The organism is Francisella opportunistica, assembly GCF_003347135.1.
Taxonomy (GTDB): domain Bacteria; phylum Pseudomonadota; class Gammaproteobacteria; order Francisellales; family Francisellaceae; genus Francisella; species Francisella opportunistica.
Genome location: NZ_CP022377.1, coordinates 1,593,114 through 1,618,408 on the forward strand (window position 1 = coordinate 1,593,114; position 25,295 = coordinate 1,618,408).

The following is a 25,295-nucleotide window of genomic DNA, read 5'->3' on the forward strand; positions in this document are numbered from 1 at the left end:
TATTTTAATAAAAAAAATAAGTAGCTTTAATTAAGATGCTTACTCTTCCTCAGATGAATAGTCAAAATCCATATCTATACCCAATGCTCTAACTTCATTCCTTAAAACATTGAATGACTCTGGAACATCTACATTCATAGTTAATTTACCATCAACTATATTCTTATACATTTTAGATCTACCTGCTATGTCATCTGACTTAACTGTTAACATCTCTCTTAATGTATAAGCAGCACCATATGCTTGTAATGCCCAAACTTCCATCTCACCGAATCTTTGTCCACCAAACTGTGCTTTACCACCTAATGGCTGTTGCGTAACTAGGCTATATGAACCAGTTGATCTAGCATGCATCTTATCATCTACTAAGTGATCTAGTTTTAGCATATACATATAACCAACTGTTACATCCCTATCAAAAGACTTACCAGTACGACCATCAAAAAGCTTCATCTGCCCATTAGTTGCAAAACCACCTATTTTTAGTAGTGATTTGATGTCTTCTTCTTTAGCACCATCAAATACTGGAGTAGCAATAGGTACGCCGCCTTTTAGGTTTTCACAAAGAGTTAATATTTCTTCGTCGTTTAAAGCCTCAAGATTAACTTTCTTATCACCAACGCTATTATATACTTCCTCTAGAGTCTTTCTTAGCTCCGCTGCTTTTTTAGTTTTCTCAAGAGTTTTTTCTATCTTCTTACCCAATCCGTAAGAAGCTAAACCTAAGTGTGCCTCTAAAATCTGTCCGATATTCATACGCGATGGAATACCTAGAGGGTTTAGACAAACATCAACAGGAGTACCATCTTCCATATACGGCATATCTTCAACAGGTAGTACACGCGAAACCACACCTTTGTTACCGTGACGACCAGCCATTTTATCACCTGGCTGAATACGCTTTTTAATCGCAACAAAAACCTTAACAGTCTTAAGCACACCTGGAGATAATTCATTACTTTGAGTAATAGATTTTTTCTTAGCTTCAAATTTAGCGTCTATAGCAATTTTAGCTTCTTCATAATACTCTCTAGCGTTTTGAACTTTCTCTTCAAGTTTCTCATCCTCAAAAGAAATCTCTAACCACTTAGCAAATGGTAACTTCTCTAAGAACTCTTTGGTAAGGATAGCGCCTTTTTTAAGGCCTTTTGCTTTTTGAATTTTAGCACCAATTACATCTTGCTCAATTGATGATTTAACTACAGATTCAATTACTGCAAACTCCTCATCAAAGTCCTTACGAGCTTTATCGATTAGTTCTTTTTCAATTTTAAGAGCTCTCTTACTCTTACCACCTTTGTCATTCTCAAATACTTGAACATTAATCACAGTACCAGTTGTACCACTTGGCATTCTTAATGAACTATCAGCAACATTAGATGCTTTTTCATTAAAGATTGCTCTAAGTAGTCTCTCTTCTGGAGTTAATTGCTGTTCTGCTTTTGGTGTAATTTTCGCCACTAAGATATCACCAGATTCAACATTAGCACCAATATGCACAATACCTGATTCATCAAGTTTCGCTAAACTTGACTCACTAACATTTGGGATATCTGCTGTTATCTCTTCAGGGCCAAGCTTAGTATCACGAGCCACGCATGTAAATTCTTCAATATGGATACTAGTATACTTATCATCTTTTACTATTCTTTCAGATAGTAAGATTGAATCCTCAAAGTTATAACCATTCCATGGCATGAATGCAACCATCAAATTATGCCCTAAAGATAACTCACCAAAATCAGTCGCAAAACCATCAGCTAAAATATCACCAGCTTCTACTTTATCACCAACGTTTACTATTGGACGCTGGTTAATACAAGTATTTTTATTTGAGCGTTTAAATTTAGTTAGACTGTAAATGTCAACTAAATTACTAGTTTTTGATTTTTCAGTATCAACCTTAATAACGATCCTATTAGAATCTACTTCGGCTACTTCACCAGCATTTCTTGCTATAATACAGTTACCAGAATCTCTAGCAACAATCTTCTCTATACCTGTACCAACTAAAGGCTTCTCAGATTTAAGAGTTGGTACAGCTTGACGTTGCATGTTTGCGCCCATCAATACCCTGTTAGCGTCATCATGCTCAAGGAAAGGAATAAGAGCTGCAGCTGCTGAAACCATCTGCTTAGCAGAAACATCCATATACTGTACCCTACTTGATTCAGTAAATATCGCCTCACCACCAGAACGACACTGAATAAGGTCTTCAACAAAGTGGTTATTTTCATCAAGTTTAGTGGACGCTTGTGCAATTACATAATTATCTTCATCTATGGCAGATAAGTACTCGATTTCATTTGTAACTTTACCATCAACAACTTTTCTATATGGTGCCTCTAAGAAACCATAGTCATTAACACGAGCATAACTTGCTAACGAGTTAATCAGACCAATGTTTGGACCTTCTGGAGTCTCAATTGGACATAATCTACCATAGTGTGTCGCGTGAACATCACGCACCTCAAAACCAGCTCTATCACGTGATAAACCACCTGGGCCTAGGGCAGATATTCTTCTTTTGTGTGTCACTTCTGATAACGGGTTATCCTGATCCATAAATTGTGATAAAGCACCAGAAGTAAAGAATTCTTTAATTGCTGCTGTAATTGGCTTAGAGTTAACAATATCTTTTGGCATAAGTTTATCTTTATGTACCAAAGACATACTTTCACGAATACCTTTTTCAACACGATAAAGTCCTATTCTAAACTGGTTCTCAACCATCTCACCAACAGAACGCACACGTCTATTGCCTAAGTGGTCGATATCATCAACTTTACCTTTACCATCACGAATATTTATAAGCTCCTCAATTACACCAACAATATCACTATTTTCTAAAGTATAGATATCTTTAGATACTTTATCCGCACCTAATCTGGCATTTAATTTCATTCTACCAATATCAGAAAGACTATATCTACTTTCGATAAAGAATAAACCTTCAAATAAAGCCTTAACTGAAGCTGCAGCAGGAGGATCACCTGGTCTTAAAACTTTATATATTTCAACAAGAGCTTCATCAGTATTTCTTGTAAGATCATATTTTAGAGTATCAGATATATATCTGCCTCTTTCTGTGGTTATAAAATCAATAACCTCAAGTTCAAGCATGCCAATCTCTGCACATGCTTCTAATAAACTTTCTGTGATATCATCGTTTGCATAAGCTATAACTTCACCAGTAGCTTCATTAACGATATCTTTTGCTACTCTAAGAGTGCTTACTAAATCAAAATCAATTGCAACAGAGTCAACCCCAGCATCTTTAATTTTTTTAATGTCTCTTGAAGTTAATTTTTTATTCTTTTTGACGATAACTTTTTCTTGATCATCGATGATGTCAAATTTAAGTAGCTCACCCTTCATATTTGAAAGGTTATCAAGCCTAAGAGCAAAACCTTTACTGTTAAAGGTAATTGTCTTACTATCAGAGAAATTCTCTAATATTTGCTCTTGGGTATAGCCCAGAGCTTTTAAAATAACTGTAGCACAGAATTTTCTTTTTCTGTCAATCCTAGCCCATATAATACCTTTTGAGTCAAATTCGAAATCAAGCCATGAACCTCTATATGGAATAATACGTGCTGAGAATGCTCCTTCCTCCGAGTCATCCTTACTAAAGAACACCCCAGGTGATCTATGCAACTGAGAAACCACTACCCTTTCTGTTCCATTAATGATAAAAGTACCATTAGTTGTCATCAGCGGAATATCGCCCATGTATACATACTCTTCTCTAATGTCTTCGACAATTTTCTCATTTGGAAGAGCATCTTTATTATATACAACTAATCTTAACTTCACATTTAATGGTGCGTCATAAGTAGCACCACGAACCTGGCATTCAGTTTCATCAAAGGTAGGCTCACCAATTTGATAATTAACATAGTGAAGTTCATATTGACCATTTTTACTCTCAACAGGAAAAGACTGTTTTAAAACTATTTCAAGTCCAGAGTGAACTCTTCCTTTTGCTGCGTCTGCAGTCAAGAACTTTTTGTATGACTCTGTTTGAATAGAAAGTAAATATGGCACATCTAAGATATGAGGAAGAACCCCAAACTCTTTACGAATTCTTTTTTTCTCAGCGTATGAGTAAGACATCAAAAACCCTCGAGATTTTGTTTACACAAAATAAAAAGCAAATATGACTATATTTGCACCAATATCTATGTATCTTTCAATACTAGAAAGACTAGGGGCCAAAAACTGACCACTAGTCGTAAATTTCTAAAAACTATAGTTTAGAATTTTATTATTTAAGCTCAACTTTAGCGCCAGCTTCTTCAAGTTGCTTTTTAAGAGCTTCAGCTTCTTCTTTAGAAGCAGCTTCTTTAACTGTGAAAGGAGTACCTTCTACAGCATCTTTAGCTTCTTTAAGACCTAGACCAGTTGCGCCTCTTACTGCTTTAATTGCAGCAATTTTGTTTGAACCAGCATCAACTAAAACAACATCAAATTCAGTTTTCTCTTCAGCAGCTTCAGCTGGGCCTGCAACTGGACCAGCAGCAACAGCAACAGCGGCTGCAGCAGAAACACCAAACTTATCTTCCATCATTTTAACTAATTCACATACATCCATAACGCTCATTTCAGCAACAGCATTTAAGATATCTTCTTTTGTTACAGCCATTTTATAACTCCTATTTACTTAACAATTAATTCTTTTTTTAGCTTTCTAATAAGCCAGTGCAATTATTTACTATCTCCAACAGCAGCAAATACTCGTACCGCCTGAGACGGAATCTCATTAAGAGTACGAACAAACTTAGTAACTGGTGCTTGCATAACATTAAGTAATGTAGCAAGTGCCTCTTCCCTACTAGGAAGCTTAGCAAAGTCATCCAACTTTTCAGGACCAAACAGTTCACCACACATAGCTAAATTCTTAACTTCAAAAGCATTATGATCTTTTTGGAAGTTTTTGAATAGCTTAGCTGCTGCACCTGGCTCATCCTTAGAAAGAGCAAGAACAAGAGGACCTTTAAGAGCATCAGCAAGACACTCTAAATCAGTTCCTTTAATTGCTAAACGTGCTAAGTTGTTACGCACAACTCTTAAATAAACTCCAGACTCACGAGCTTGCTTTCTTAATGAAGTCATTTCATTAACAGTCAAACCACGGTAGTCTGCTACTGCTGCAGACAATGCTGAGGACACTTGTTCAGCAACTTCAGCAACAATTGCTTTTTTATCCTCTATTCTAAGTGCCATATCGACTCCTTATTTATTGTCCACACTTTATTTAATTAACACGATATTTAGACCAAAAAAGGTTGTCAACATCGTCTGCGTAGGATAATTATTAAGCCAAGCAAGCTTAGCTCCTACGGTCTTTGATCGTTGCATTTGCATACAACCCAAAGAAATTGCAAAACAGTATGTTATATGTTTAAATCTGAAAAGTCAACATTTATTCCTGGACCCATTGTACTAGATACAGAAACTTTTTTCAGATAAACGCCCTTAGATACTGCTGGCTTAGCTTTTTTCAGATCAGTTAACAACTGCTCCAAATTTTGCTTGAGTGCATCACTAGTAAAGTTAACTTTACCGATTGTAGTATGAATTATACCAGCCTTATCAACTCTATATCTAACCTGACCCGCTTTAGCATCAGTTACCGCCTTAGCAACATCCATAGTTACAGTACCAACTTTAGGATTTGGCATAAGACCTTTAGGACCAAGAATTTGACCTAGTTGTCCAACCACTCTCATAGAATCAGGAGAAGCTATTACAACATCAAAATTCATATTGCCTTTTTTAACTTCATCAGCTAAATCTTCCATACCAACAACATCAGCACCAGCTGTTTTTGCTGCATCAGCTGCAGGACCTTTTGCAAAAACTGCCACTCTAACAGTTTTCCCAGTTCCATTAGGAAGTACAGATGCACCTCTTACAACCTGATCAGATTTACGCGGGTCTACACCAAGAGCTACAGATACATCTACAGACTCAATAAACTTAACAGAAGAAACTTCTCTTAAAAGATCAAAAGCTTCTGATACTGGATATTTTTTCTCAGCATTGATTTTTGCTGAAATTTCTTTCATTCTTTTTGAAATCTTAGCCATCATTAAACCCCTTCTACTTTTACGCCCATACTACGAGCAGAACCCGCAATAATTCTAACAGCAGCATCTAAATCAGCAGCTGTTAGGTCAGGATCTTTAACCTTTGCAATCTCTTCTAATTGCGCACGAGTTATAGTACCAACAAATTCTTTAGAAGGCTTTGATGAACCTGATTTTACACTGATTGCTTTCTTAATTAAGTAAGAAGCAGGTGGCGTCTTCATTTCAAATGTAAAGCTACGATCACTATAGACAGATATTTCTACAGGGATAGGCATACCTGGTTCCATACCTTGTGTCTTAGCATTAAATTCTTTACAGAATCCCATAATATTCACACCATGCTGACCCAATGCTGGACCAATTGGTGGACTTGGATTAGCTTTTCCTGCTGCAACTTGCAACTTAATAATAGCCTCTATTTTCTTCTTAGCCATTGTTTTTCTCCAAATTTAGGTTAGTAGCACTTATAAACTAATAATAAGCTCCCCAATATCTTAGCCTGATACTAAGATTCTTTTTCAACTTGTGAAAATTCAAGCTCAACAGGTGTAGATCTACCAAAGATAGATACTGCAACTCTTAATCTTGATTTTTCATAGTTAACTTCTTCGATAACACCAGTAAAGTCATTAAACGGTCCTTCAAGAACTCGTACAACCTCACCAACATGATACGATTTTCTTAATCTTGGCTCTATAGTAGATTTACTTCCTTCGACGAATCCAAGTATTCTTTCCACTTCTGCCTTACTTAAAGGTATTGGTTTACCTTTAGAACCAACCACTGTTAAAACACGTGGGACAGATTTGACAAGGTTCCAAGCATCAGTAGTTAGATCTGCTTCAATCAAAACATAACCTGGAAAGTACTTTCTTTCACTCTTACGCTTTTGGCCACCTTTCATCTCAACCACATTTTCAGTAGGAACAAGAATTCTACCAAAGTTATTTTTCAATCCAGCTATTTCTATATTTTCTTCAAGCTGAGCTTTCACTCTCTTCTCATAACCTGAGTGCACCTGCACAACATACCAAAGCATATTTATATCCCTTTTATTAACCCAGAAAATACTGAATAAAATTCTCAAATATAACACCAAATAAAGATATTATTAGTGCAAAAATCATTACCACAACTATCACCATCGCAGAAATAGTCATTGTCTCCTTGCGTGTAGGCCATACAACTTTTGCCAACTCAAATCTTGATGCTTGAAAAAAGGCCCAAAAGCGGCGTCCTTGGTTTGTAAATCTAGCTACTACAACAGCAAGCAATACAATAATCACAGCTAAAGATGTATTATAAGTGCTATAACTAGCACCTAAAACATCAGAATACATTGTAATAGCTACTCCAAGAACGATAATAGCTGTTGCCGCCAGCCACAAAAGCATATTACTTGATTTAGAAATTTTCTTAGCCTCAGTGGTCTTGGTAGCCCCACTTATCCATACTTTGTTATTATTAAAACCTTGATTCTTTTTCACAAAACAATCCTTCAAAAAAAGTAATTTTATACATAGGGAAATTATAAATGTAGCCTATAAAATAACATACAGAGAATATAATATCAAGAAATAAAAAAGGCAGTGCATAAATTTTACAACACTGCCTTAATTATATGTGGCAGGCCAGGAGGGACTCGAACCCCCAACTTGCGGTTTTGGAGACCGCTGCTCTACCAATTGAACTACTGACCTACAATATTTATCAAATTATCAATTACTCAATAATTTTAGATACAACACCAGCGCCTACTGTTCTACCACCTTCACGGATAGCGAAACGTAGACCTTCTTCCATCGCGATAGAAGCGATTAGTGTAACAGTCATCTTAATGTTATCACCAGGCATCACCATCTCTACACCTTCTGGTAGCTCAACAGCTCCAGTTACATCTGTAGTACGGAAGTAGAATTGAGGTCTATATCCTTTGAAGAAAGGAGTATGTCTACCACCCTCTTCTTTTGATAGAACATACACTTCAGCTTCAAACTTAGTATGCGGAGTGATTGAACCTGGCTTACATAATACTTGTCCACGCTCAACGTCGTCTCTCTTAAGACCACGAACCAGGATACCAACGTTATCACCAGCCTCACCTCTATCTAGAAGCTTACGAAACATCTCAACACCAGTTACTGTAGTTTTTTGAGTTGGGCGCATACCAACAACTTCAACTTCATCACCAACGTTAACGATACCACGCTCAATACGACCTGTTACAACTGTACCACGTCCTGAGATTGAGAATACATCTTCGATTGGAAGAATAAACGGCTTCTCTGTGTCACGCTCAGGAGCTGGGATGTAGTCATCCATAGCTTGAACTAGTTCAACGATCTTTTCAACATAAGCCTCATCGCCTTCGATAGCCTTAAGAGCTGAACCCATAATAACTGGAGTGTCATCACCTGGGAACTCATATTGATCAAGAAGCTCACGAACTTCCATCTCAACTAGCTCCAATAACTCTTCATCATCAACCATGTCACACTTGTTTAAGAAAACAACGATCTTTGGTACACCAACCTGACGAGAAAGTAGAATGTGCTCACGAGTTTGTGGCATAGGACCATCCGCAGCAGAACATACTAGAATAGCGCCGTCCATCTGAGCAGCACCAGTAATCATATTCTTAACATAATCCGCGTGTCCTGGGCAGTCAACGTGAGCATAGTGTCTATTAGGCGACTCATATTCTACGTGAGAAGTATTAATAGTAATACCACGCGCTTTTTCTTCTGGGGCACTATCAATCTCATCAAAGTTACGCGCTGAACCACCATTTTTCTCAGCCATAACCTTTGTAATAGCTGCTGTAAGAGTAGTCTTACCATGGTCAACGTGACCGATTGTACCTACGTTTACGTGCGGCTTCGAACGCTCGAATTTTTCTTTAGCCATTTTTTACTCCATTTTTTTTCAACAAAAAACAAAAACTTCAAATATGGTGCTCACAACCAGACTTGAACTGGTGACCTCTCCCTTACCAAGGGAGTGCTCTACCACCTGAGCCATGCGAGCTTATATAATTTTACAAAACTAGTTTAGGGTGGAGCGGGTGATGGGAATCGAACCCACACTATCGGCTTGGAAGGCCGAAGTTCTACCATTGAACTACACCCGCATGGTGGAGGGAGCAGGATTCGAACCTGCGAAGGCTGAGCCGTCAGATTTACAGTCTGATCCCTTTGGCCGCTCGGGAATCCCTCCCCTAAAACTTTTAGATAACTATAAAGTTTATTTGACTAAAAATCAAGCTTTTTTGCACTTATTGTTTACTTTCGCATATATACAATATTGTTTCACAAAAAAACTATTCTTATCTTACTATGCCTAACTATAAATGTAAAGTAATGCGCCGTTTTTTTATAAAACTATTGATAATTTTTTTGCTCTAGTCAACGCAACATACAAGATTTGATTTCTTTCACTAATATTTGTATTTAGCTCAATATCTTTTAGTAGCACAAATACCTTATTATAGGTTGAACCTTGAGCCTTATGCACTGTAACAGCAAAACCATAATCAAGATCTTTTTTAATTAAATTGTTTTTAGATCTAGGTCTACCATCACGATATTTATCGATATCAATTAACAACAGATTATTTTTACGAAACTCATAATATGTATTCCATAATTTATCCGACCTTGCAATTGCTAATAAGCCATCATGTATTTCTGCATAATCATGCAAATTAGCTTCATCTTGAGAATCTATCACAAAAATATCTTTCTCATCAAAACCTTTAAATATTTTTGCTTTCTCTAAAATTCTTACTATATAACCATATAATCCACTTGCATTTTTTTGCCTTTGAGATACATCAACCACTTTATAATCTACACAGTTATTTATTAAAAAAGCTTCTTTTGAATTAGCCTTTATTGCCCGATAACCTGTTAATATATCACCTTTCTCAATAAGCCTTACATTCTCACCAAATACCAAATCTCTTATAAGGCGATTTGATTGCATCACAGTCTTATTACGCCAAGCAATCAATTTAGCATAATTTGGATCAGTTTTTGCATAAATAGAGCCAAATACATCGATTAATTGCTCACGAAACTCTAACTTTGAATTTACAAAAAGTATCCCTTCTGCTGATTCACTTAAAAGAGTTTCTTTTTTAATTAAGAACTCTGGTAACTCATCGGTCACTTGACGAAGCTGCTGGCTTAATGGTGCTAATGGATTATCACTTGCCTGACGCATCAACTGCGTTAGTTCGTAGCTATTTTTAAGCTTAAAGATTGGACTTAGCTGGCCACCAACTGGTGGTATCTGGGCTTGATCGCCCAAAAACAACACTTTTGTTACTAATGACTTGTTTACCTCTGAATCAATAAGTTCAAAAAGCGCCGCATTTATCATACTTGCTTCATCTATAACGACAAGATTGTAGTTTTGGATAGTCGCTTTTTTGATTTGGCCAAAGACAGGATCATTTGGATTAAAATCTTCAATATTTACATCCGGTTGTAAACCTAGCAATGAATGGATAGTATAGCCTTGTATCGCTGTTACTTGAGATATAATAGCTTTAGCTTTACGTGTAGGAGCAGATACTATAGCTTTTTCAGAATACTCATCTAGAATTTTTTTTACCACAGTAGTCTTGCCGGTACCAGCAAAGCCTGATAATAAAAAATAACGATCTTCACTTTTAAGAAAACCTTTAATCCGAATTACCGCTTCTAATTGCTGCCCATTAAGAACTATCTTTTGACCATTAGACAAATAAAGGATTTTTTCTGAAGAAAGAAAACTTTTTTGCATTACTTATCTGCTTGAGTGAACCTAATAATTACTTTAGACATAATAAGATTATTTGAGATTACGACTTCATTACCATCTTCATCATCAAGCTTAGTATATAAAAAACCAATTGATTTGACAGTACCTTTAACACCACCTAAATCAACCTTTTCGCCAACCTCAAAAGGCTTACTAAATGCCAACATAAAACCAGAGGCAATCGTATTATAAGATGTCTTTAGGGACATTGAGATACCAAAAACTATACCAGTTAGAACACCTGTCACAGGCGATATTGGTACTCCTAATTTTGCTAAGGAAATCACAATCACAAGTACTAAAAATATTGTATAAACTAGTCTAGCTAAAAATTGTGATACAGTTTTATCATATTCTTTCAACAAGCCATACACAAAAGTTTTTATATATTTAGATGCCCAGAGACCAACAGCTAAAATCACAACTGCGACGAAAAGATTGATAAAAAATGAATCACTATTACTTACCTGATCAAACATCCTTATTTTCCTTATATATTCTTTTTGCTCGGGTGAGCATATACACAGCTATAGTACTTAAGACTATCGATATAATCGCAAACAATATCTCTTCAAATATTACCTCATATTGATGCTGAGTAGCTAGAGAATGAGCTATAAGCAAAATATTTTCTATTATAAATAAAGCCATACTTACAGCAAACGCAGATAAACATGGGGCTGTTGAAAGCTTACCCAATTTGTGTGTTTAAAGCTTAATTCTTTAACGCTGTGCATCTTAGGCCACTATTCTAAAGTTTTTCTTTATGTTTTATTAATATTTCTGATATTTGGATACACGTATCCTAGTTCAAGCACAAATTGAGTGGGTCAAGCACTACAAGTCGCTTAAGATTGAAGCAAATAGATTTCATCAGTTCAGCAAAGTGATTTTTTGAAACTCCTCTATATCTAACACGTTTATCCTGATGAGCAAACACTCTTTCATAAGGTGAACGTATAGCACTAAACCAACTGTCTTGATCATGATTTTTACCAAGCATATTATTCTTCTTTATAGCTTTAAGGTCACAACAGTTATCCCTGGCAGTTTTGTTAGCATATTTTGTACAGTATCCCTTATCAGCATAAATCGCACCACCATCAGGGCAAACATATTTTATACCCTTTGCGTCTGTAACATTGGCAGGTGTCACAGCTACTTTATTAATCAGTCCACTCTGCATATCTACACTAGTATGTTTCTTATAACCATACCAAAATTTATCTTTACCTTTACAGCCTATACGTGCTTGCTTATCTATAGCTACTTTAGGAAGTATTTCATTATTTAACTTTTCATATTTCTCTTTGATAGCTTTATCTCTTTCTTTCCAAAGATTAGCTTTAGCTATTAAGTGACTAGCATCAACAAAACTAAAGACTTCATTGATAAATCCTTGTTGTTTTAATTGCTTTCTTAAATCATTAAAAATTTCCGATATAAAACGAGTACCTATATTCTTTCTAAATTTACAAAATACACTATGATCGGGAGTTTTTTCTAATAATGTAAATTCACAAAACCATTTTGCTGCGTTATTCTCTTGTAGATATTTCTCTAATTCTCTATCGCTAAGATCTTCCATAAATTGTAATAGTAAACATTTAAATAAACGTAGCATTCCATAACCTTTATAAGGGTTATCTTTTTCAAACTTCTTTAATTTCTTAGCAACATTTTTAAAATTCCAAATCGATACAAACTTACGATATATATGATTTCTCGGTACTAAGTCATTAAGACTTATCATCTCTAGTTGATTCATCAGATAAGCATATGAAAATTAATATAACTATATTTTAACAAATATTATTCTATATATGGCTAGTTTTCAACACGCCCAACATATAGAAAACCTATATAAAAAAGCTGAGATCGCAAACAATAGTAACAAAGGGTAAATAAGTATTTGTAATGTATCTATAAAAAACTGATGAGGTTCTTTAACGCAGCTTAAATTATATTTTATTGTTAAAATATAAATGAAAGCAAAAACAAAAAAAGTTGCAAACAAAATAGCTGTATTTTTATTTACAAAAGTATCAGCAAAACCAATATATCTCCTTCTTGAAAATAACAGCCCACAAACTGTTATAAAAGCAGCTCCGGAGATAAAGCCATCATATGAAAAAGTATTTTCTTGATAGATATGATGGATGATATAGCCGTAGCCACTCATGCTAAATAAAAATATTGAAAAACAAATCCAAAAGGCAATATCCCAAGGCTTTTTTTTAGTGAAAATATAGCTTAGAATTACACAACACAAGAATAAAATAAAAGAAATAAATAATCGTAAAAGATCATCTGCTAATAGTGGCATAAAATTTATTTCACACATCATTCTTAGAAAACCCCTTTTGTCTTTAACAATAAATAAAAAGCTGTAGCAATCGCACTTCCAACCACAGGACCAATTATCGGCACCCACGCATAACTCCACTGTGAAGAACCTTTACCTTGTATTGGCATAATAGCATGAAACAGTCTTGGACCAAAATCCCTAGCTGGATTGATTGCATAACCTGTAGTTCCACCCAAAGACATCCCAATTACAACAACCACAAATGCCACGGGAATACCACCTAAAGCACCCATATCAATTGGATAAGCTGTAATTATATTATGATTACCAACTTGAACAACAACACCATGCATAGTTAAAATAGCTAAGACTAGAACAAATGTCCCAACTACTTCACTGGCAAAATTTGATGGTAAATGCTTAATTGCTGGTGATGTGCAGCAAGTTGCTAGTTTTAGCTCAGAATTATCAGTAACTGAATAATGAGGATAATACATAATCCACACTAATAGTTGACCAATCATAGCCCCTATAATCTGACTTATAATAAATGGTAACACCCAAGTCCATGAGAACTTACCTGCAAGAGCTAAAGCTAATGTCACAGCAGGATTCATATGGGCGCCACTAATAGGCCCAGCAACTAACACGCCAATAAAAACAGCAAGGCCCCAAGCGAATGTAATAACTATCCAGCCGCCATTATGTGCTTTTGACTTATTCAAAACCACCCCAGCAACAACACCATTACCCAATAGGATAAGTAGCATTGTGCCTATTACTTCTGCGATACATGCTGCTAACATAATCAATCCCTACTTATATAACTCTTCTACATTAAAGTTTTTAGAAAACTCTATAAAACTCTCGATTTGCTGGTTTTGCCAAGCTTCATCTCTGCCAAGCTCTTTTGCAATAAGCTCAGCAACTATTGGCGCTGCATCCAAACTTGCTTTTATATCCAAAAATACTGCCCTTGTGCGACGCGCAAGGACATCTTCGACAGTTTTAGCTTTCTCATGTCTGACATGATATATAACCTCTGCTTGATAGTATGGTAAACCTCTAACTAAAAGTTCAAAATTATTAAGCTCATTCTGAATAGCTCTAATATCCTCGGCATTTTTACCATAAACTTTTAAAGGATAACTCTCTTTAGGCTCAATAGCATCAACAAGTGATTGATGTGATGTTTTTGAGATTTTTTGAGCAATTTTCTTAGTTTCAATATAATCAAGAGTATCCTGGCCCATTCTTCTAAAGATAGTCCACTTACCACCAACAACTGTAATTAAGCCACATTTTGACTCAACAATTTCATGCTTGCGTGATATTTTTGCAGAGTTTTTAGCTTTTTTTGGCGTTACTAAAGGACGCTGACCACAGTAAACTGACTTAATATCTGCAATAGTTGCTTTGTCTTTAGTATATTGATTAAAAGTCCCTAATATAAAATCTATCTCCGATTTATCAGCTTTTGGCTCAAGACATGGTGCTTCTTTTTTGATATCCGTAGTACCAACTATTAGATGGTTATGCCATGGCAAGATAAACAGTACACGACCATCTTCAGTCTCAGGTATCAAAATTGCATGTTCAGTTGGGAACTTATCCCTAGCAAAAACAATATGTGTCCCCTGAGCAACAGAGACATAGTTATGTGCATCTTGCTGATTTGCCAGACTTATAGTTTTATCACTAAATGTACCTGTAGCATTAATTATATGCTTAGCTGTGAACTCTTTGTGCCCACCATTTAAAACATCAATAACTTTAACAGTATCTAATTTTGAATTTGTTGAGCTGTATATTTTTTCGACCTGATGATAATTAAGCGCTGTACCACCCTTTGTCTCAAAAGTTTTCATCAAAGAGATTAAAAGACGAGTATCATCAAACTGGCCATCATAGTAAACTAAGCTTTTTTTTAACTTCGAATCATCTATATTAGGAAGCTCTTTAAGAGTTTGCTGCTTATTTAGATTATAGCTTTTACCAATCTTATATTTACCTGATAAAAACTCATAAAGCTTAACGCCAATAGTATATTTAATAGTCTCAAAATAACTACGCGTTGGAATAAGATAAGATTGTTTATGTGTCAGATGTGGTGCATTATGTAAAAAAGAGAATCTTTCTTCAAGGCCTTCTTTGACTAAAGCAAAATCGAGGTTCTCTAAATATCTTAAACCACCATGAATCAGCTTTGTTGACTTTGAAGAGGTTCCTTTACCAAAATCATTTGCCTCTAGAAGTAGAGTTTTGTAACCTCGAGAAACTGCCTCAATAGCACAACCAAAACCAGTTGCGCCCCCACCAATTATTATTATATCGTATTCTTTTTTCATTTCTTTATAATCTTTATTAAAAATTTAATCTAGACTTATCACCATTATTGTTCTCTCGTCAACCTCTTTCAACAAGCTTGAAAGGAGTTGATTTATGCATTACAGCTTACGAAGTAAGCAACGAAACTTTTATCTAATGTGTCCCACAGGATGTAGCCACTTATCACTCTGCCCACGCCCTACTTCTTTCAACTGCTTTTTTCCAACCTTTATAATCATGAATAACTGTTTGAGGATCTTTTTGTGGCTTAAAAGTCTTCTCTATTGTAAGGATAGATTTTAGTTCTTCCTTATCTTTCCAAAAACCAACTGCTAACCCCGCTAGGAAAACAGCCCCTAAACCAGTGATTTCATTTATTTTTGGTTTTGAGATTTCAGACTGTAAAATATCAGATTGAAACTGCATTAGGAAGTTATTTTGCACCGCGCCGCCATCAACACGCAAACCTGCAAGATTAAGTCCAGTATCCTCTTTCATACATTCTAAAACGTCTTTTGCCTGATATGCTATAGCCTCTAGTGCAGCGCGAATAATATGCTCACGCCTTGTATCACGGGTAATACCAATTATCATACCACGAGCATACATATCCCAATATGGTGTACCTAACCCAACAAATGCAGGCACTAAATATACACCATTGGTAGAATCAATCTTAGTAGCATAGTACTCACTATCCTCAGCAGAACGCACCAGCCCTAACCCATCACGAATCCACTGAATAACAGCTCCAGCAATAAAGACACTGCCCTCCAAAGCGTAAGTTGGTTTACCATTTTCTGCCCATGCAATAGTTGTCAAAAGCCCTGCATTAGAAAATACTGGCTTATCACCAACATTCATAAGCGCAAAACAACCAGTACCATAAGTATTTTTTGCCATACCTTTTTCAAAACAACAATGACCAAATAATGCTGCATGCTGGTCTCCTGCAACACCCGCGATAGGAATCTCTGCACCACCTAAAGTATGACTATCTGTCACTCCAAAAACCTCACTTGAGTTTTTAACTTGTGGCAACATTGACTCAGGAATACCTAAATATTCAAGGATTTTTTTATCCCACTCTAAAGTATTAATGTTAAACAACATGGTGCGTGAAGCATTACTATAGTCTGTTGCATGTACTTCGCCGCGGGTTAAATTCCAAATCAGCCATGTATCTATAGTACCCATTAGTAGCTTTCCAGCCTCGACCTTTTCTCTAGCACCTTCAACATTATCTAAAATCCATTTAACTTTAGTACCTGAAAAATATGCATCAATAACCAAGCCAGTATTTTCTTTGATATATTTGACAAACTCAGGATCTTGTTTGATTTCATCACAAATACTCGAAGTACGACGACATTGCCATACTATAGCATTATAGACAGGATCACCTGTTTCTTTATCCCAAACCACAACTGTTTCACGCTGATTTGTGATACCTATCGCAGCAATTTGATTTGGCTTGACACGACCAAACTCTAATGCTTCACGCATTACGCCACTTTGAGTTCCCCATATTTCCATTGCATCATGCTCTACCCAACCACTTTTAGGATATAATTGTGTAAATTCTTTTTGGGCAATCTTTTTTATATTACCTTTTTTATCAAAAATAATCGCACGTGAACTTGTTGTACCTTGGTCTAAAGCTAAAATGAAATCTTTTGACATAATAGAAATTCCTTTCGGTAAAAATTAATACAAATTGTATATTATTAAAGAGTATTTTAATTTTTTTTCTCTTTAATAAAAAGAGATAAGATTATTGATAGTAGCATTAATACTGGCAAAATAAATAAAGCATACCTAAATGCTATAAGCTGTTCAAAGCCGTAACTCTCTAGCAGAGATACAACAAATCCAACAAATGGTTGTAACACCGCGCCACTAAGTGGTATAAAAAGATTTACAGCTGCAATACCTGTTGCGATATATAGTGGGCTTATATGCATACGTAAAATTGTAAAGTTAAGCACATGCACAGCTTGCATACCACCCCATAATATACACAGTATGCACATTATTATCGGATTAACATGCATATACACAATAGCAATAACTATAAATAACCCTAGGATTGAAGCTAAAGTAAGTAAAGATTTTTGCCTGTTTAGAAGTGTCGCAATAATGCCCCAAAGTGGACTAAATATAGCAATACCAATAAATATCATCGATGAGGCAAGACCTGCATAATGTACTGAGTATCCATCTAAACTTAAAAACCTATAACTCCATAAATCAGCGAAAATAGCCGTTGTTCCATAAATAGTGAAACAGAAGAAACCATTTAACAGAATTTGCTTAATTTTAAATACAATAGGGATATCTTCTATCTTTGTGTGTGTATCTGCTAACTCATCAGTATCTTTTTGATTATGTGGTTCAACAGCTGGTATGAAGAATATCACACTCAAAAATAGCAATATTGAAACAACTAATATCGCTGACATAATCACTTGGATACTAAAATGATTTGCAAGAATAACCAATGGTAAGCCTGTCAGAGTGCCAGCGCCATACATTAGCATTTGCGTAGCACCGGTAAACAATGGAAATGTTCTTTTTGGTAACCATATTGCAATAGATTTCAATGCCGACAAAAACGCAAAACCACCACCAACACCAGCTAAAACTCTATATACAATTAGATACTCTTGCGATGTTGCTCTTGTAGCAATAAAAACACCAATAGAAAACAGCAAAGTACTTACTAGCATAATCTTTTTGACACCAAATTTATCAATCAAGATTCCCGCTGGAAGCTGTGAAGCCACATAAGCCCAATAAAATGCCGAACTTAATACACTGATTTGCTTGGGACTAAGATTATATGGTACAATCGAGAAATCATTATATAAAGAGTTTCCTGATGCTCTAATGATAAATTCTAGAGCATAAAAGAATGCACATATAAACCATATAATAAAACCAGCTTTAGTAACTTTTTGCATAGAGTAACTGAAAATGTGTTTTGATATTTCAAAATTATGCTCCAAAAGCCCTTATATGTAAATATAAATAATTTCTTAACTACCAACTAATCAATTAGTTATAAATACTCTAATCATCAATCAAGTATGTAGTGTTTGCTAGAAGCTTATTTATCTATACTAGAAATTCCACTCAAAGCCAGTCTTTACTAGTGTTGAATTGCGATATTGCGCGCCGTTAAAGCCAGAAAACATATCAGTATTATCAGCCATCTCACCTGTGAGATTATATTGTCCCTCAACCAATAAACCAAAGTTACTTGAAATATTATATTTAGCACCTGTACGACCACTTGCGAAAGCTGCTATTCTAGAACCAGGATCATATGCTGAGTTCATATTATTTAACTGATATGGATTTGCTCCTAAAACTGTTCCACCATAAAGCTCAAGCTTATCATTCCATAGCTTTTTGACTAATTTTGTCTCTTGGGTATAAAACTTTGTATCTTTGAGATCTCCCCTTGATCCTTGCGCAATCAGACTAGTAGAGCTTGTATATGCATCAAAAACAAGCGAATCAGTGATATTAATAGCGCTACCTGATATTCTATCTGAGAATTCTGCGGCATTTTCTCTATCAATAACTTCATTGCCTCTTTCAGTACTTGGACGATAAAAGAAATTATTAGCAGTGATATAATACATACCCGTTTGGGGGTTTAGATTGTTATCACTATAACTAAAAATAGAGCAAAAGAATAATGCTGAAAAAGCTAATACTTTTTTCATATTTTTCCTCCTCAGTAAATAGATAATTTTATCACAATTTAAAATGTTTTGATTATATTAAAAAAGTTAATTAGACAATCTTTTTCTAAAAAGGTAAATTAAGTTATAGAAATTATTCACTTATATTTAAGATGCAAAAATTTAAACTTTCGTTGATTTTAGTGGTTGGTATTAGCTTTTACTGCTACGAATTCTTTTTAAGGATATTAACAGGCGCATATCAAGAACAGATAGTCGAGCATTTTCATCTATCAACACATATAGGATTTTCTTTCTTAGTATCAAGCTATAATATCACTTATCTTTTAATGCAAATCCCCGCTGGAGTGCTACTTGATAGATTTGGTAGCAAAAAAGTACTTATTAGCGCTACTTTATTGTGTGGTATTGGTAATGTAATTTTTGTCACAGGTGATTATGAATTAGCACTATTTGGTAGACTCTTAGTAGGGTTAGGTTCATCTTTTGCTTTTATTGGTATACTAAAACTAACTTTAGAAAACTTCGAATCCAAGTATTTTCCAATTATCACAAGTTTGGTAATATCTTTGGGCACCCTTGCAGCAGCATTCTCACAAAACATTAGCGTTATAATTTCTCATTATGATACTTCATGGATAAATATTTTTATCTACTCTGGAGTTATATCTATACCTTTAGCGCTACTTTTTCAAATTATCATTCCACATGAGAAATACTCTGCAACACTAATGCCAAAATTTAGTGAAATTCTTAGCAGAGGTAAGCAACTAATCAAAAATAGTTTAATCTGGAAAAATGCAATCTGGGCTGGATTACTCTATACACCAACAGTTATATTAACATCACAATACGGTGTACTATATTTCAAACAATCTTATGGTTTTGATAGTATCTACTCAACAACGATGATAACCGCCATTTTTGTTGGGTGGATTATTTTCTCACCAATTATGACTTACCTTTGTAATAGGTTTAACGATAAAAAAATTATTGCTATTTCAATAATCGGTATTTTGTTAGTATCTATATTGATAAATGCACAAATGTTAAAAAACTATGCAATAATCATAGCTTTTTTATTTGGAACTTTTTCTGCTTCACAAGTTTTAGTTTGGTATTACTTTAATAAAATATGTCCACCAAGCTTTGCAGCTGTAGGTATTGCTATTACAAATATGCTAATAACTTTAGTTATAGAGATTGGCCAACTTGGTGCTGGGTTAGCTATTGATAGCGGCGCTCATTTTAATATCCAAGCAAATACAAGCATAACTTTAACATTTATTGTTGTTTTAGTTTTAGCATTTATAATTATGAAAAACATGGTCAAAAATATTAAATCTTAACTAAATTTGCAATATCTGCTAGTAGTATCTTTTGGCCTACATCGACACCAAAATCTACAGTATAAAACTCTTTTGCACCCTGTGCTTGTACTTTTACAAATACTCCTTTGCCAAAAACCTTATGAAATACTTTATCACCTGGTTTAAAGCTATTAGTAGTATTATTTGATTTAAGAAAATCAAAAGGCGACATCCCAAAATTTGCTTTTTGTTTAGTTTGATGTTTAGTTGCTGTAAATTCTAGTTTATCTTGATTCAGATGCTGAGAGTCTATCTCTGCAACAAAGCGTGACTTAACTTGAAAACTACTACGACCAAAGATATTGCGCACTTGTGCATAACTTATAGTTAAGGCTTTCATAGCTCTTGTTATTGCCACATAAAAAAGTCGGCGTTCTTCAGCGAGCTTATCTTGCATTTTTTTAGAGTTTGTATTGTCAAATACTTCTTCAGAGTTAACAATTGAACTTGGTGGAAAGACACCCTCTTCTGCAGCAACCAAAAACACATAACAAAACTCTAAACCTTTTGAGGCATGAATAGTCATTAACTGAACACTATCTGCAGTCTCATCAGCTTGCATTTCACCCGCTTCTAAAACAGCAAATGATAAAAAATCTTGTAATATATCAGTATTATCATCAAGCAACTCAATCTGTGGTTCAAAATCTTTAGCAGCACTTATTAACTCTTTTAAGTTATCAATCTTTTGACGATCCTTTTCACTATTTTTTTCTTGATATGATGCTAAAAGACCACTTTGATTTATTACTAATTCTAAGAGTTTATCTAAACTGAGTTGGCTTATTTGTGCAGAAATATCATTAATTAGTTTAATAAACTTTAAAAGTAAACTTGCTGTTCTTTTAGTTACAAGCTCTTTTTGGATAACATCCAAAGTAGCTTGCCAATATGATAATGAATTTATTTGCGCATAATTTCTAATTATCTCTAATGTTTTATTACCAATTCCGCGCGTTGGCGTATTAATAATTCTCTCAAATGCTAAGTTATCGCTATTTGTAGCAGCTATCCTTAGATATGCTAAAGTATCCTTAATCTCAGCCCTATCAAAGAATCTAAAACCTCCATAAATCCTATATGGAATACTTGCATAAATACAACTTTCCTCTAAGACACGCGATAAGTAGTTTGAACGATATAAAATAGCCATATCACTATAATCAACACCGTCTTTATGTAACTGGCGAATTTTATCTATAATATATTTTGCCTCATCACGTTCATTAACAGCACAATAAAGCTCTACCTTTTCGCCATCTTCAGCTGCTGACCACAGCTCTTTTGACATTCTATTATCATTATTCTTGATTACTGAATTAGCTACTTTTAGGATATTTTTTGTTGAACGATAGTTTTGCTCTAGTTTTATAATCTCAACGTTTTTGAGATCTTTTACATAGTTATGGATATTATCTACGACAGCACCACGCCAACCATATATTGACTGATCATCGTCTCCAACCGCCATCATATAGTTATTATCAGTTACAAGTAGCTTTAGCCACATGTATTGAACATGGTTAGTGTCTTGAAACTCATCGATCAAAATATATTTAAATTTGTTTTGATAATATTCTCTATGCTGCTGGTTAAGAGAAAAAAGTTCATAAAGATGTAAAAGCAAGTCTGCAAAATCCAAAGCATTATCAAGCTGGAGTCTTTGTTCATAAGCAGTATAAATATGAGCAAAATTAGTATCATATTGCTTAGCAAGCTTATTACTAAGGATAGCTTTATCTTTTTGTTTATTGATAAAATTCTGCAATAATTTAGGGGGATACTTTTTATCATCAAGATCTAGGCTATTAATTACTTTTTTAATCAACTGGGCTTGCTCATCTTGATCAAGTATTCTAAAATTTTTATCCAAACCAAGTTCATGGGCATGCTTACGCAATAACCTATGTGCGATACCATGAAAAGTACCTATCCACATACCAAATGTAGAAATCCCAAGCATCTTTTCAACGCGCTGCTGAATCTCCTTTGCTGCTTTATTGGTAAATGTTACAGCAAGAATATTCTCAACAGATACACCTTTATCACGACAAAGATGTGCTATTCGTGATGTCAGAACTTTTGTTTTACCACTACCAGCACCTGCAAGAATCAACGCATTACGATCCTCTAGTAATGTTGCTTTTTGCTGTTGTGGATTTAAGCCTAAGAGAAAGTCATAACTAGACATTAGAAATTTATATTTATATAACTAGATAAATAGTATTTTAACAAAAAATTTTCAGATAGTGCTAAGTTTCAGAAATTAGTTTGTATAGCGTTAATCATTAAAGTTAAACAATGCACTAGTGAAATCTCTAGCATTAAAGACTTGTAGGTCATCAATTTTTTCACCTACCCCTATAAATCTAAGTGGTAAACCAAGTTTTTTAGCAATTGAAAATACAATACCACCTTTTGCTGTGCCATCAAGCTTAGTAATTGTTATACCAGTTAAGTTGACAATTTGATTAAATGCCTCTGCTTGGCTTAACGCATTGCCCCCAGTTGTTGCATCAACAACAAGCATAATTTCATGCGGTGCTGACTCATCAGTTTTTTTGATAACTTTGACGACTTTTTTAAGTTCCTGCATAAGATTATCTTTGTTGTGTAGTCTACCTGCGGTATCAGCAATCACCACATCAATCCCTTTTGACTTAGCTGAGCTTATAGCATCATAAATAACCGAAGCGCTATCTGCTCCCTCATGCTGATAAACAACTTGAGTATTATTCCTATTCCCCCATTCGCGAAGCTGCTCCACTGCAGCAGCCCTAAAAGTATCTCCAGCAGCTAAAATTACTGATTTACCCTGTGATTGTAGTTTCTTTGTGAGTTTACCTATAGTTGTAGTTTTACCAACACCATTAACCCCTACAACCAATATCACAAATGGTGATTTTTGCGTATCAACTTGTAGTGGCTTCTCACAAGGTAAAATTATTTCTGTAAGTTTCCCTTGGATTATCTGATTAAGTTTATCAGCTGTTTGCAGCTCATTTCTAGCAACTTTGCCACGCAAGTAGGTAACTATCTCATCAGTTGCTTCAACACCCACATCTGCTGTCAATAGTTGCATCTCGATATCTTCTAAAAGCTCTTCATCGACAATTTTTTGGCCCATAAGTATAGTACTTAAACCACTACCAAACTTATTTGCTGTTTTTGATAGACCAGCTTGAAGCCGAGAAAATAATCCTTTTTTATTCTCTTGTTCTTGTACTCTTTCTATAACTGTCTCAACTTCTGTATTCTTTTTTTTCTTGAAAAACATCTTTCTCTCTAAAAAATTTATTTAAGCAAATAATCACTCAAAATATTTATCTCTAAGTTTAGCAATTTTTTGATGTAATGGATCAAACATGCTGACAATATTTTTAGACTTAATAAAATGAACTTCGCCTTCAAAAGCTATCTCATCACCTGCACGAGCATAGACTTCTAAAAGCTTATAACGTAAATCAATATTATTTGGATCTTTTTCTAATGAATCTTGGATAGTGATACTAGCCTCAACATACTTCTCACTATCTAAGAATTGCTCAATAAGTTCATTTACATATTGTAGCTCTTGCTCTGCTTGCTGATGTGAATCAATTTCTTCAACTTTACTATCATCATCTGTAGAGTTGACAAGTGTGTCATCTGTGTTTGTCTCAAAAACCACACCCTTATCAGTTTTAACAATAATATTTTTATCTCTCTCAGCGAATAAATCTTGCTCACTCTGAGAAGACTGCTCAAAAACATCGTCAAATTCTTGATATGACTGAGCCTGCTCAGCGCTTGTAGTTGTTTGTGGTTTGGATACTTTTGTGGTTCCAAAGAAATCAAACTCTTCTTGCGGGCTATTATTAACCTTATCAGATTTGTAAAATTCGTTATCCGAAACAACCGGGGATATTCGCGACATCAGATGATCTCTTTTCTTTTTTGAAATAAGCTCAAGCTCTTGTTCTTTTCTTGAATTCCTAGTTTCCCAAAATCTTTTACCAACGATAATAACTACCGCTAATATTAAGATATAGATAATAAATCTAAATAATGACCCCAAAGCTCCTGAAGATTGCGTTGACCGCTGTTCATAGGAGGCTGTTTCTTGAATATTATCCGAGCTTATTTGAGTATCTAAATTACTTTTATAGGTCTCTGGAGGATTGTTATCATCAGTAGGAATTAGTACTGGAATTTTATCTTGACTTACCACACTTGGAATTGAGCTATCATCAGTATCGTTAGCAACTGCAGTATTATCACTAAGCTCAGCATTAGATGAACTAGTTTGTTGTGACGTTGTATCACTACTAGGTTGTTGGTATGAACTTTGAATTATCTGATTTCTCATCAGTGTTAAGCCATCCTCAACCTCAGCCTTAGTAGTTGGGATAGCAAGCTTATCACCAATTTTTATCCTATTATCAATAATCCCTGGTATTTCAGACTTATTGATACCTTTAATAGCATCTGTTAGCTCAGTTGTACTTACACCTATTACTGCGTGATTTTTTGCTATTTTATATAGATAATCATTTGACTTAACAGTATATATTTCCATTGAGAAAACCGGAGTTACCATCGCTAAAGCAAACCCAGCTACAAGAACTTTACTGATACCTTTTAACATTTAGCACCCTAATAAATTATAAACAAAGACTAAAAAATTATAGCATAT

The 25,295-nt window shown here is 34.8% G+C and carries 20 protein-coding genes, 4 tRNA genes and 2 pseudogenes; 1 reads left to right on the plus strand and 25 read right to left on the minus strand.

The window, feature by feature from the left end:
- Positions 1–39 precede the first annotated feature (39 nt).
- From rpoB to CGC45_RS07935, 22 genes and pseudogenes are all read right to left on the minus strand, one after another.
- Positions 40–4,116 (minus strand): DNA-directed RNA polymerase subunit beta, encoded by a 4,077-nt coding sequence (gene rpoB, locus CGC45_RS07830; RefSeq protein WP_071629743.1) that lies wholly within the window; start codon positions 4,114–4,116, stop codon positions 40–42.
- A 151-nt stretch (positions 4,117–4,267) separates the two neighbouring features.
- Positions 4,268–4,645, minus strand: a complete 378-nt coding sequence (gene rplL, locus CGC45_RS07835) for a 50S ribosomal protein L7/L12 (RefSeq protein ID WP_071629744.1) — start codon at positions 4,643–4,645, stop codon at positions 4,268–4,270.
- A 62-nt stretch (positions 4,646–4,707) separates the two neighbouring features.
- A complete protein-coding gene (rplJ, locus tag CGC45_RS07840) occupies positions 4,708–5,226 on the minus strand; it encodes a 50S ribosomal protein L10 (protein ID WP_071629745.1) in 519 nt (172 codons plus the stop codon).
- Between the two features lie 170 nt (positions 5,227–5,396).
- Complete coding sequence (gene rplA / locus CGC45_RS07845) at positions 5,397–6,092, minus strand: 50S ribosomal protein L1 (protein ID WP_071629746.1); 696 nt, start codon at positions 6,090–6,092, stop codon at positions 5,397–5,399.
- A gap of 2 nt (positions 6,093–6,094) precedes the next feature.
- Positions 6,095–6,529 (minus strand): 50S ribosomal protein L11, encoded by a 435-nt coding sequence (rplK, locus tag CGC45_RS07850; RefSeq protein WP_071629747.1) that lies wholly within the window; start codon positions 6,527–6,529, stop codon positions 6,095–6,097.
- A 71-nt stretch (positions 6,530–6,600) separates the two neighbouring features.
- Entirely contained in the window at positions 6,601–7,134 is a 534-nt protein-coding gene (gene nusG, locus CGC45_RS07855; RefSeq protein WP_084387453.1) for a transcription termination/antitermination protein NusG, read from the minus strand.
- A gap of 16 nt (positions 7,135–7,150) precedes the next feature.
- Positions 7,151–7,582: a preprotein translocase subunit SecE gene (gene secE / locus CGC45_RS07860; RefSeq protein ID WP_071629748.1), complete on the minus strand. Its 432-nt coding sequence runs from the start codon at positions 7,580–7,582 to the stop codon at positions 7,151–7,153.
- 137 nt (positions 7,583–7,719) lie between these two features.
- Positions 7,720–7,795 (minus strand) — tRNA-Trp (locus CGC45_RS07865).
- 22 nt (positions 7,796–7,817) lie between these two features.
- Complete coding sequence (tuf, locus tag CGC45_RS07870) at positions 7,818–9,002, minus strand: elongation factor Tu (protein WP_071629749.1); 1,185 nt, start codon at positions 9,000–9,002, stop codon at positions 7,818–7,820.
- 44 nt (positions 9,003–9,046) lie between these two features.
- Positions 9,047–9,122 (minus strand) — tRNA-Thr (locus CGC45_RS07875).
- A 29-nt stretch (positions 9,123–9,151) separates the two neighbouring features.
- Positions 9,152–9,225, minus strand: a tRNA-Gly gene (locus CGC45_RS07880).
- Position 9,226: 1 nt separating this feature from the next.
- A tRNA-Tyr gene (locus CGC45_RS07885) sits at positions 9,227–9,311 on the minus strand.
- 156 nt (positions 9,312–9,467) lie between these two features.
- Positions 9,468–10,883: an ATP-dependent DNA helicase gene (locus tag CGC45_RS07890; protein ID WP_071629750.1), complete on the minus strand. Its 1,416-nt coding sequence runs from the start codon at positions 10,881–10,883 to the stop codon at positions 9,468–9,470.
- A complete protein-coding gene (locus CGC45_RS07895; protein ID WP_071629751.1) occupies positions 10,883–11,380 on the minus strand; it encodes a mechanosensitive ion channel domain-containing protein in 498 nt (165 codons plus the stop codon). Before CGC45_RS07895 ends, CGC45_RS07890 begins: the two co-directional genes overlap by 1 nt.
- A pseudogene (locus CGC45_RS07900) lies at positions 11,373–11,582 on the minus strand (hypothetical protein); the annotation flags it as partial. The gene CGC45_RS07895 and the pseudogene CGC45_RS07900, both read right to left, overlap by 8 nt.
- Positions 11,583–11,706: 124 nt before the next feature.
- The gene (locus CGC45_RS07905; protein ID WP_071628504.1) at positions 11,707–12,669 is read right to left on the minus strand and encodes a transposase; all 963 of its coding nucleotides are present in this window, start codon (positions 12,667–12,669) and stop codon (positions 11,707–11,709) included.
- 78 nt (positions 12,670–12,747) lie between these two features.
- Positions 12,748–13,245 (minus strand): annotated as a pseudogene (locus CGC45_RS07910) (hypothetical protein); the annotation flags it as partial.
- Positions 13,246–13,250: 5 nt separating this feature from the next.
- Positions 13,251–14,015, minus strand: coding sequence for an MIP/aquaporin family protein (locus CGC45_RS07915; protein WP_071629752.1), 765 nt, complete (start codon positions 14,013–14,015; stop codon positions 13,251–13,253).
- A gap of 9 nt (positions 14,016–14,024) precedes the next feature.
- Positions 14,025–15,557, minus strand: a complete 1,533-nt coding sequence (locus CGC45_RS07920) for a glycerol-3-phosphate dehydrogenase/oxidase (RefSeq protein WP_071629753.1) — start codon at positions 15,555–15,557, stop codon at positions 14,025–14,027.
- A 163-nt stretch (positions 15,558–15,720) separates the two neighbouring features.
- A complete protein-coding gene (gene glpK / locus CGC45_RS07925) occupies positions 15,721–17,220 on the minus strand; it encodes a glycerol kinase GlpK (protein WP_071629754.1) in 1,500 nt (499 codons plus the stop codon).
- A gap of 56 nt (positions 17,221–17,276) precedes the next feature.
- Entirely contained in the window at positions 17,277–18,500 is a 1,224-nt protein-coding gene (locus tag CGC45_RS07930) for an MFS transporter (RefSeq protein WP_071629755.1), read from the minus strand.
- A gap of 159 nt (positions 18,501–18,659) precedes the next feature.
- A complete protein-coding gene (locus CGC45_RS07935; protein ID WP_071629756.1) occupies positions 18,660–19,271 on the minus strand; it encodes a hypothetical protein in 612 nt (203 codons plus the stop codon).
- A gap of 131 nt (positions 19,272–19,402) precedes the next feature.
- On the opposite strand from CGC45_RS07935, the gene CGC45_RS07940 reads away from it, so the two are divergent.
- Entirely contained in the window at positions 19,403–20,599 is a 1,197-nt protein-coding gene (locus tag CGC45_RS07940) for an MFS transporter (RefSeq protein ID WP_071629757.1), read from the plus strand.
- On the opposite strand, the gene CGC45_RS07945 is transcribed toward CGC45_RS07940, so the two are convergent.
- The 3 genes from CGC45_RS07945 to CGC45_RS07955 form a co-directional block, all read right to left on the minus strand.
- The gene (locus tag CGC45_RS07945) at positions 20,589–22,811 is read right to left on the minus strand and encodes a UvrD-helicase domain-containing protein (protein WP_071629758.1); all 2,223 of its coding nucleotides are present in this window, start codon (positions 22,809–22,811) and stop codon (positions 20,589–20,591) included. The genes CGC45_RS07940 and CGC45_RS07945 overlap by 11 nt on opposite strands.
- Positions 22,812–22,901: 90 nt before the next feature.
- Complete coding sequence (gene ftsY, locus CGC45_RS07950; RefSeq protein WP_071629759.1) at positions 22,902–23,897, minus strand: signal recognition particle-docking protein FtsY; 996 nt, start codon at positions 23,895–23,897, stop codon at positions 22,902–22,904.
- Between the two features lie 33 nt (positions 23,898–23,930).
- Positions 23,931–25,247 (minus strand): LysM peptidoglycan-binding domain-containing protein, encoded by a 1,317-nt coding sequence (locus CGC45_RS07955; protein ID WP_071629760.1) that lies wholly within the window; start codon positions 25,245–25,247, stop codon positions 23,931–23,933.
- Positions 25,248–25,295 lie beyond the last annotated feature (48 nt).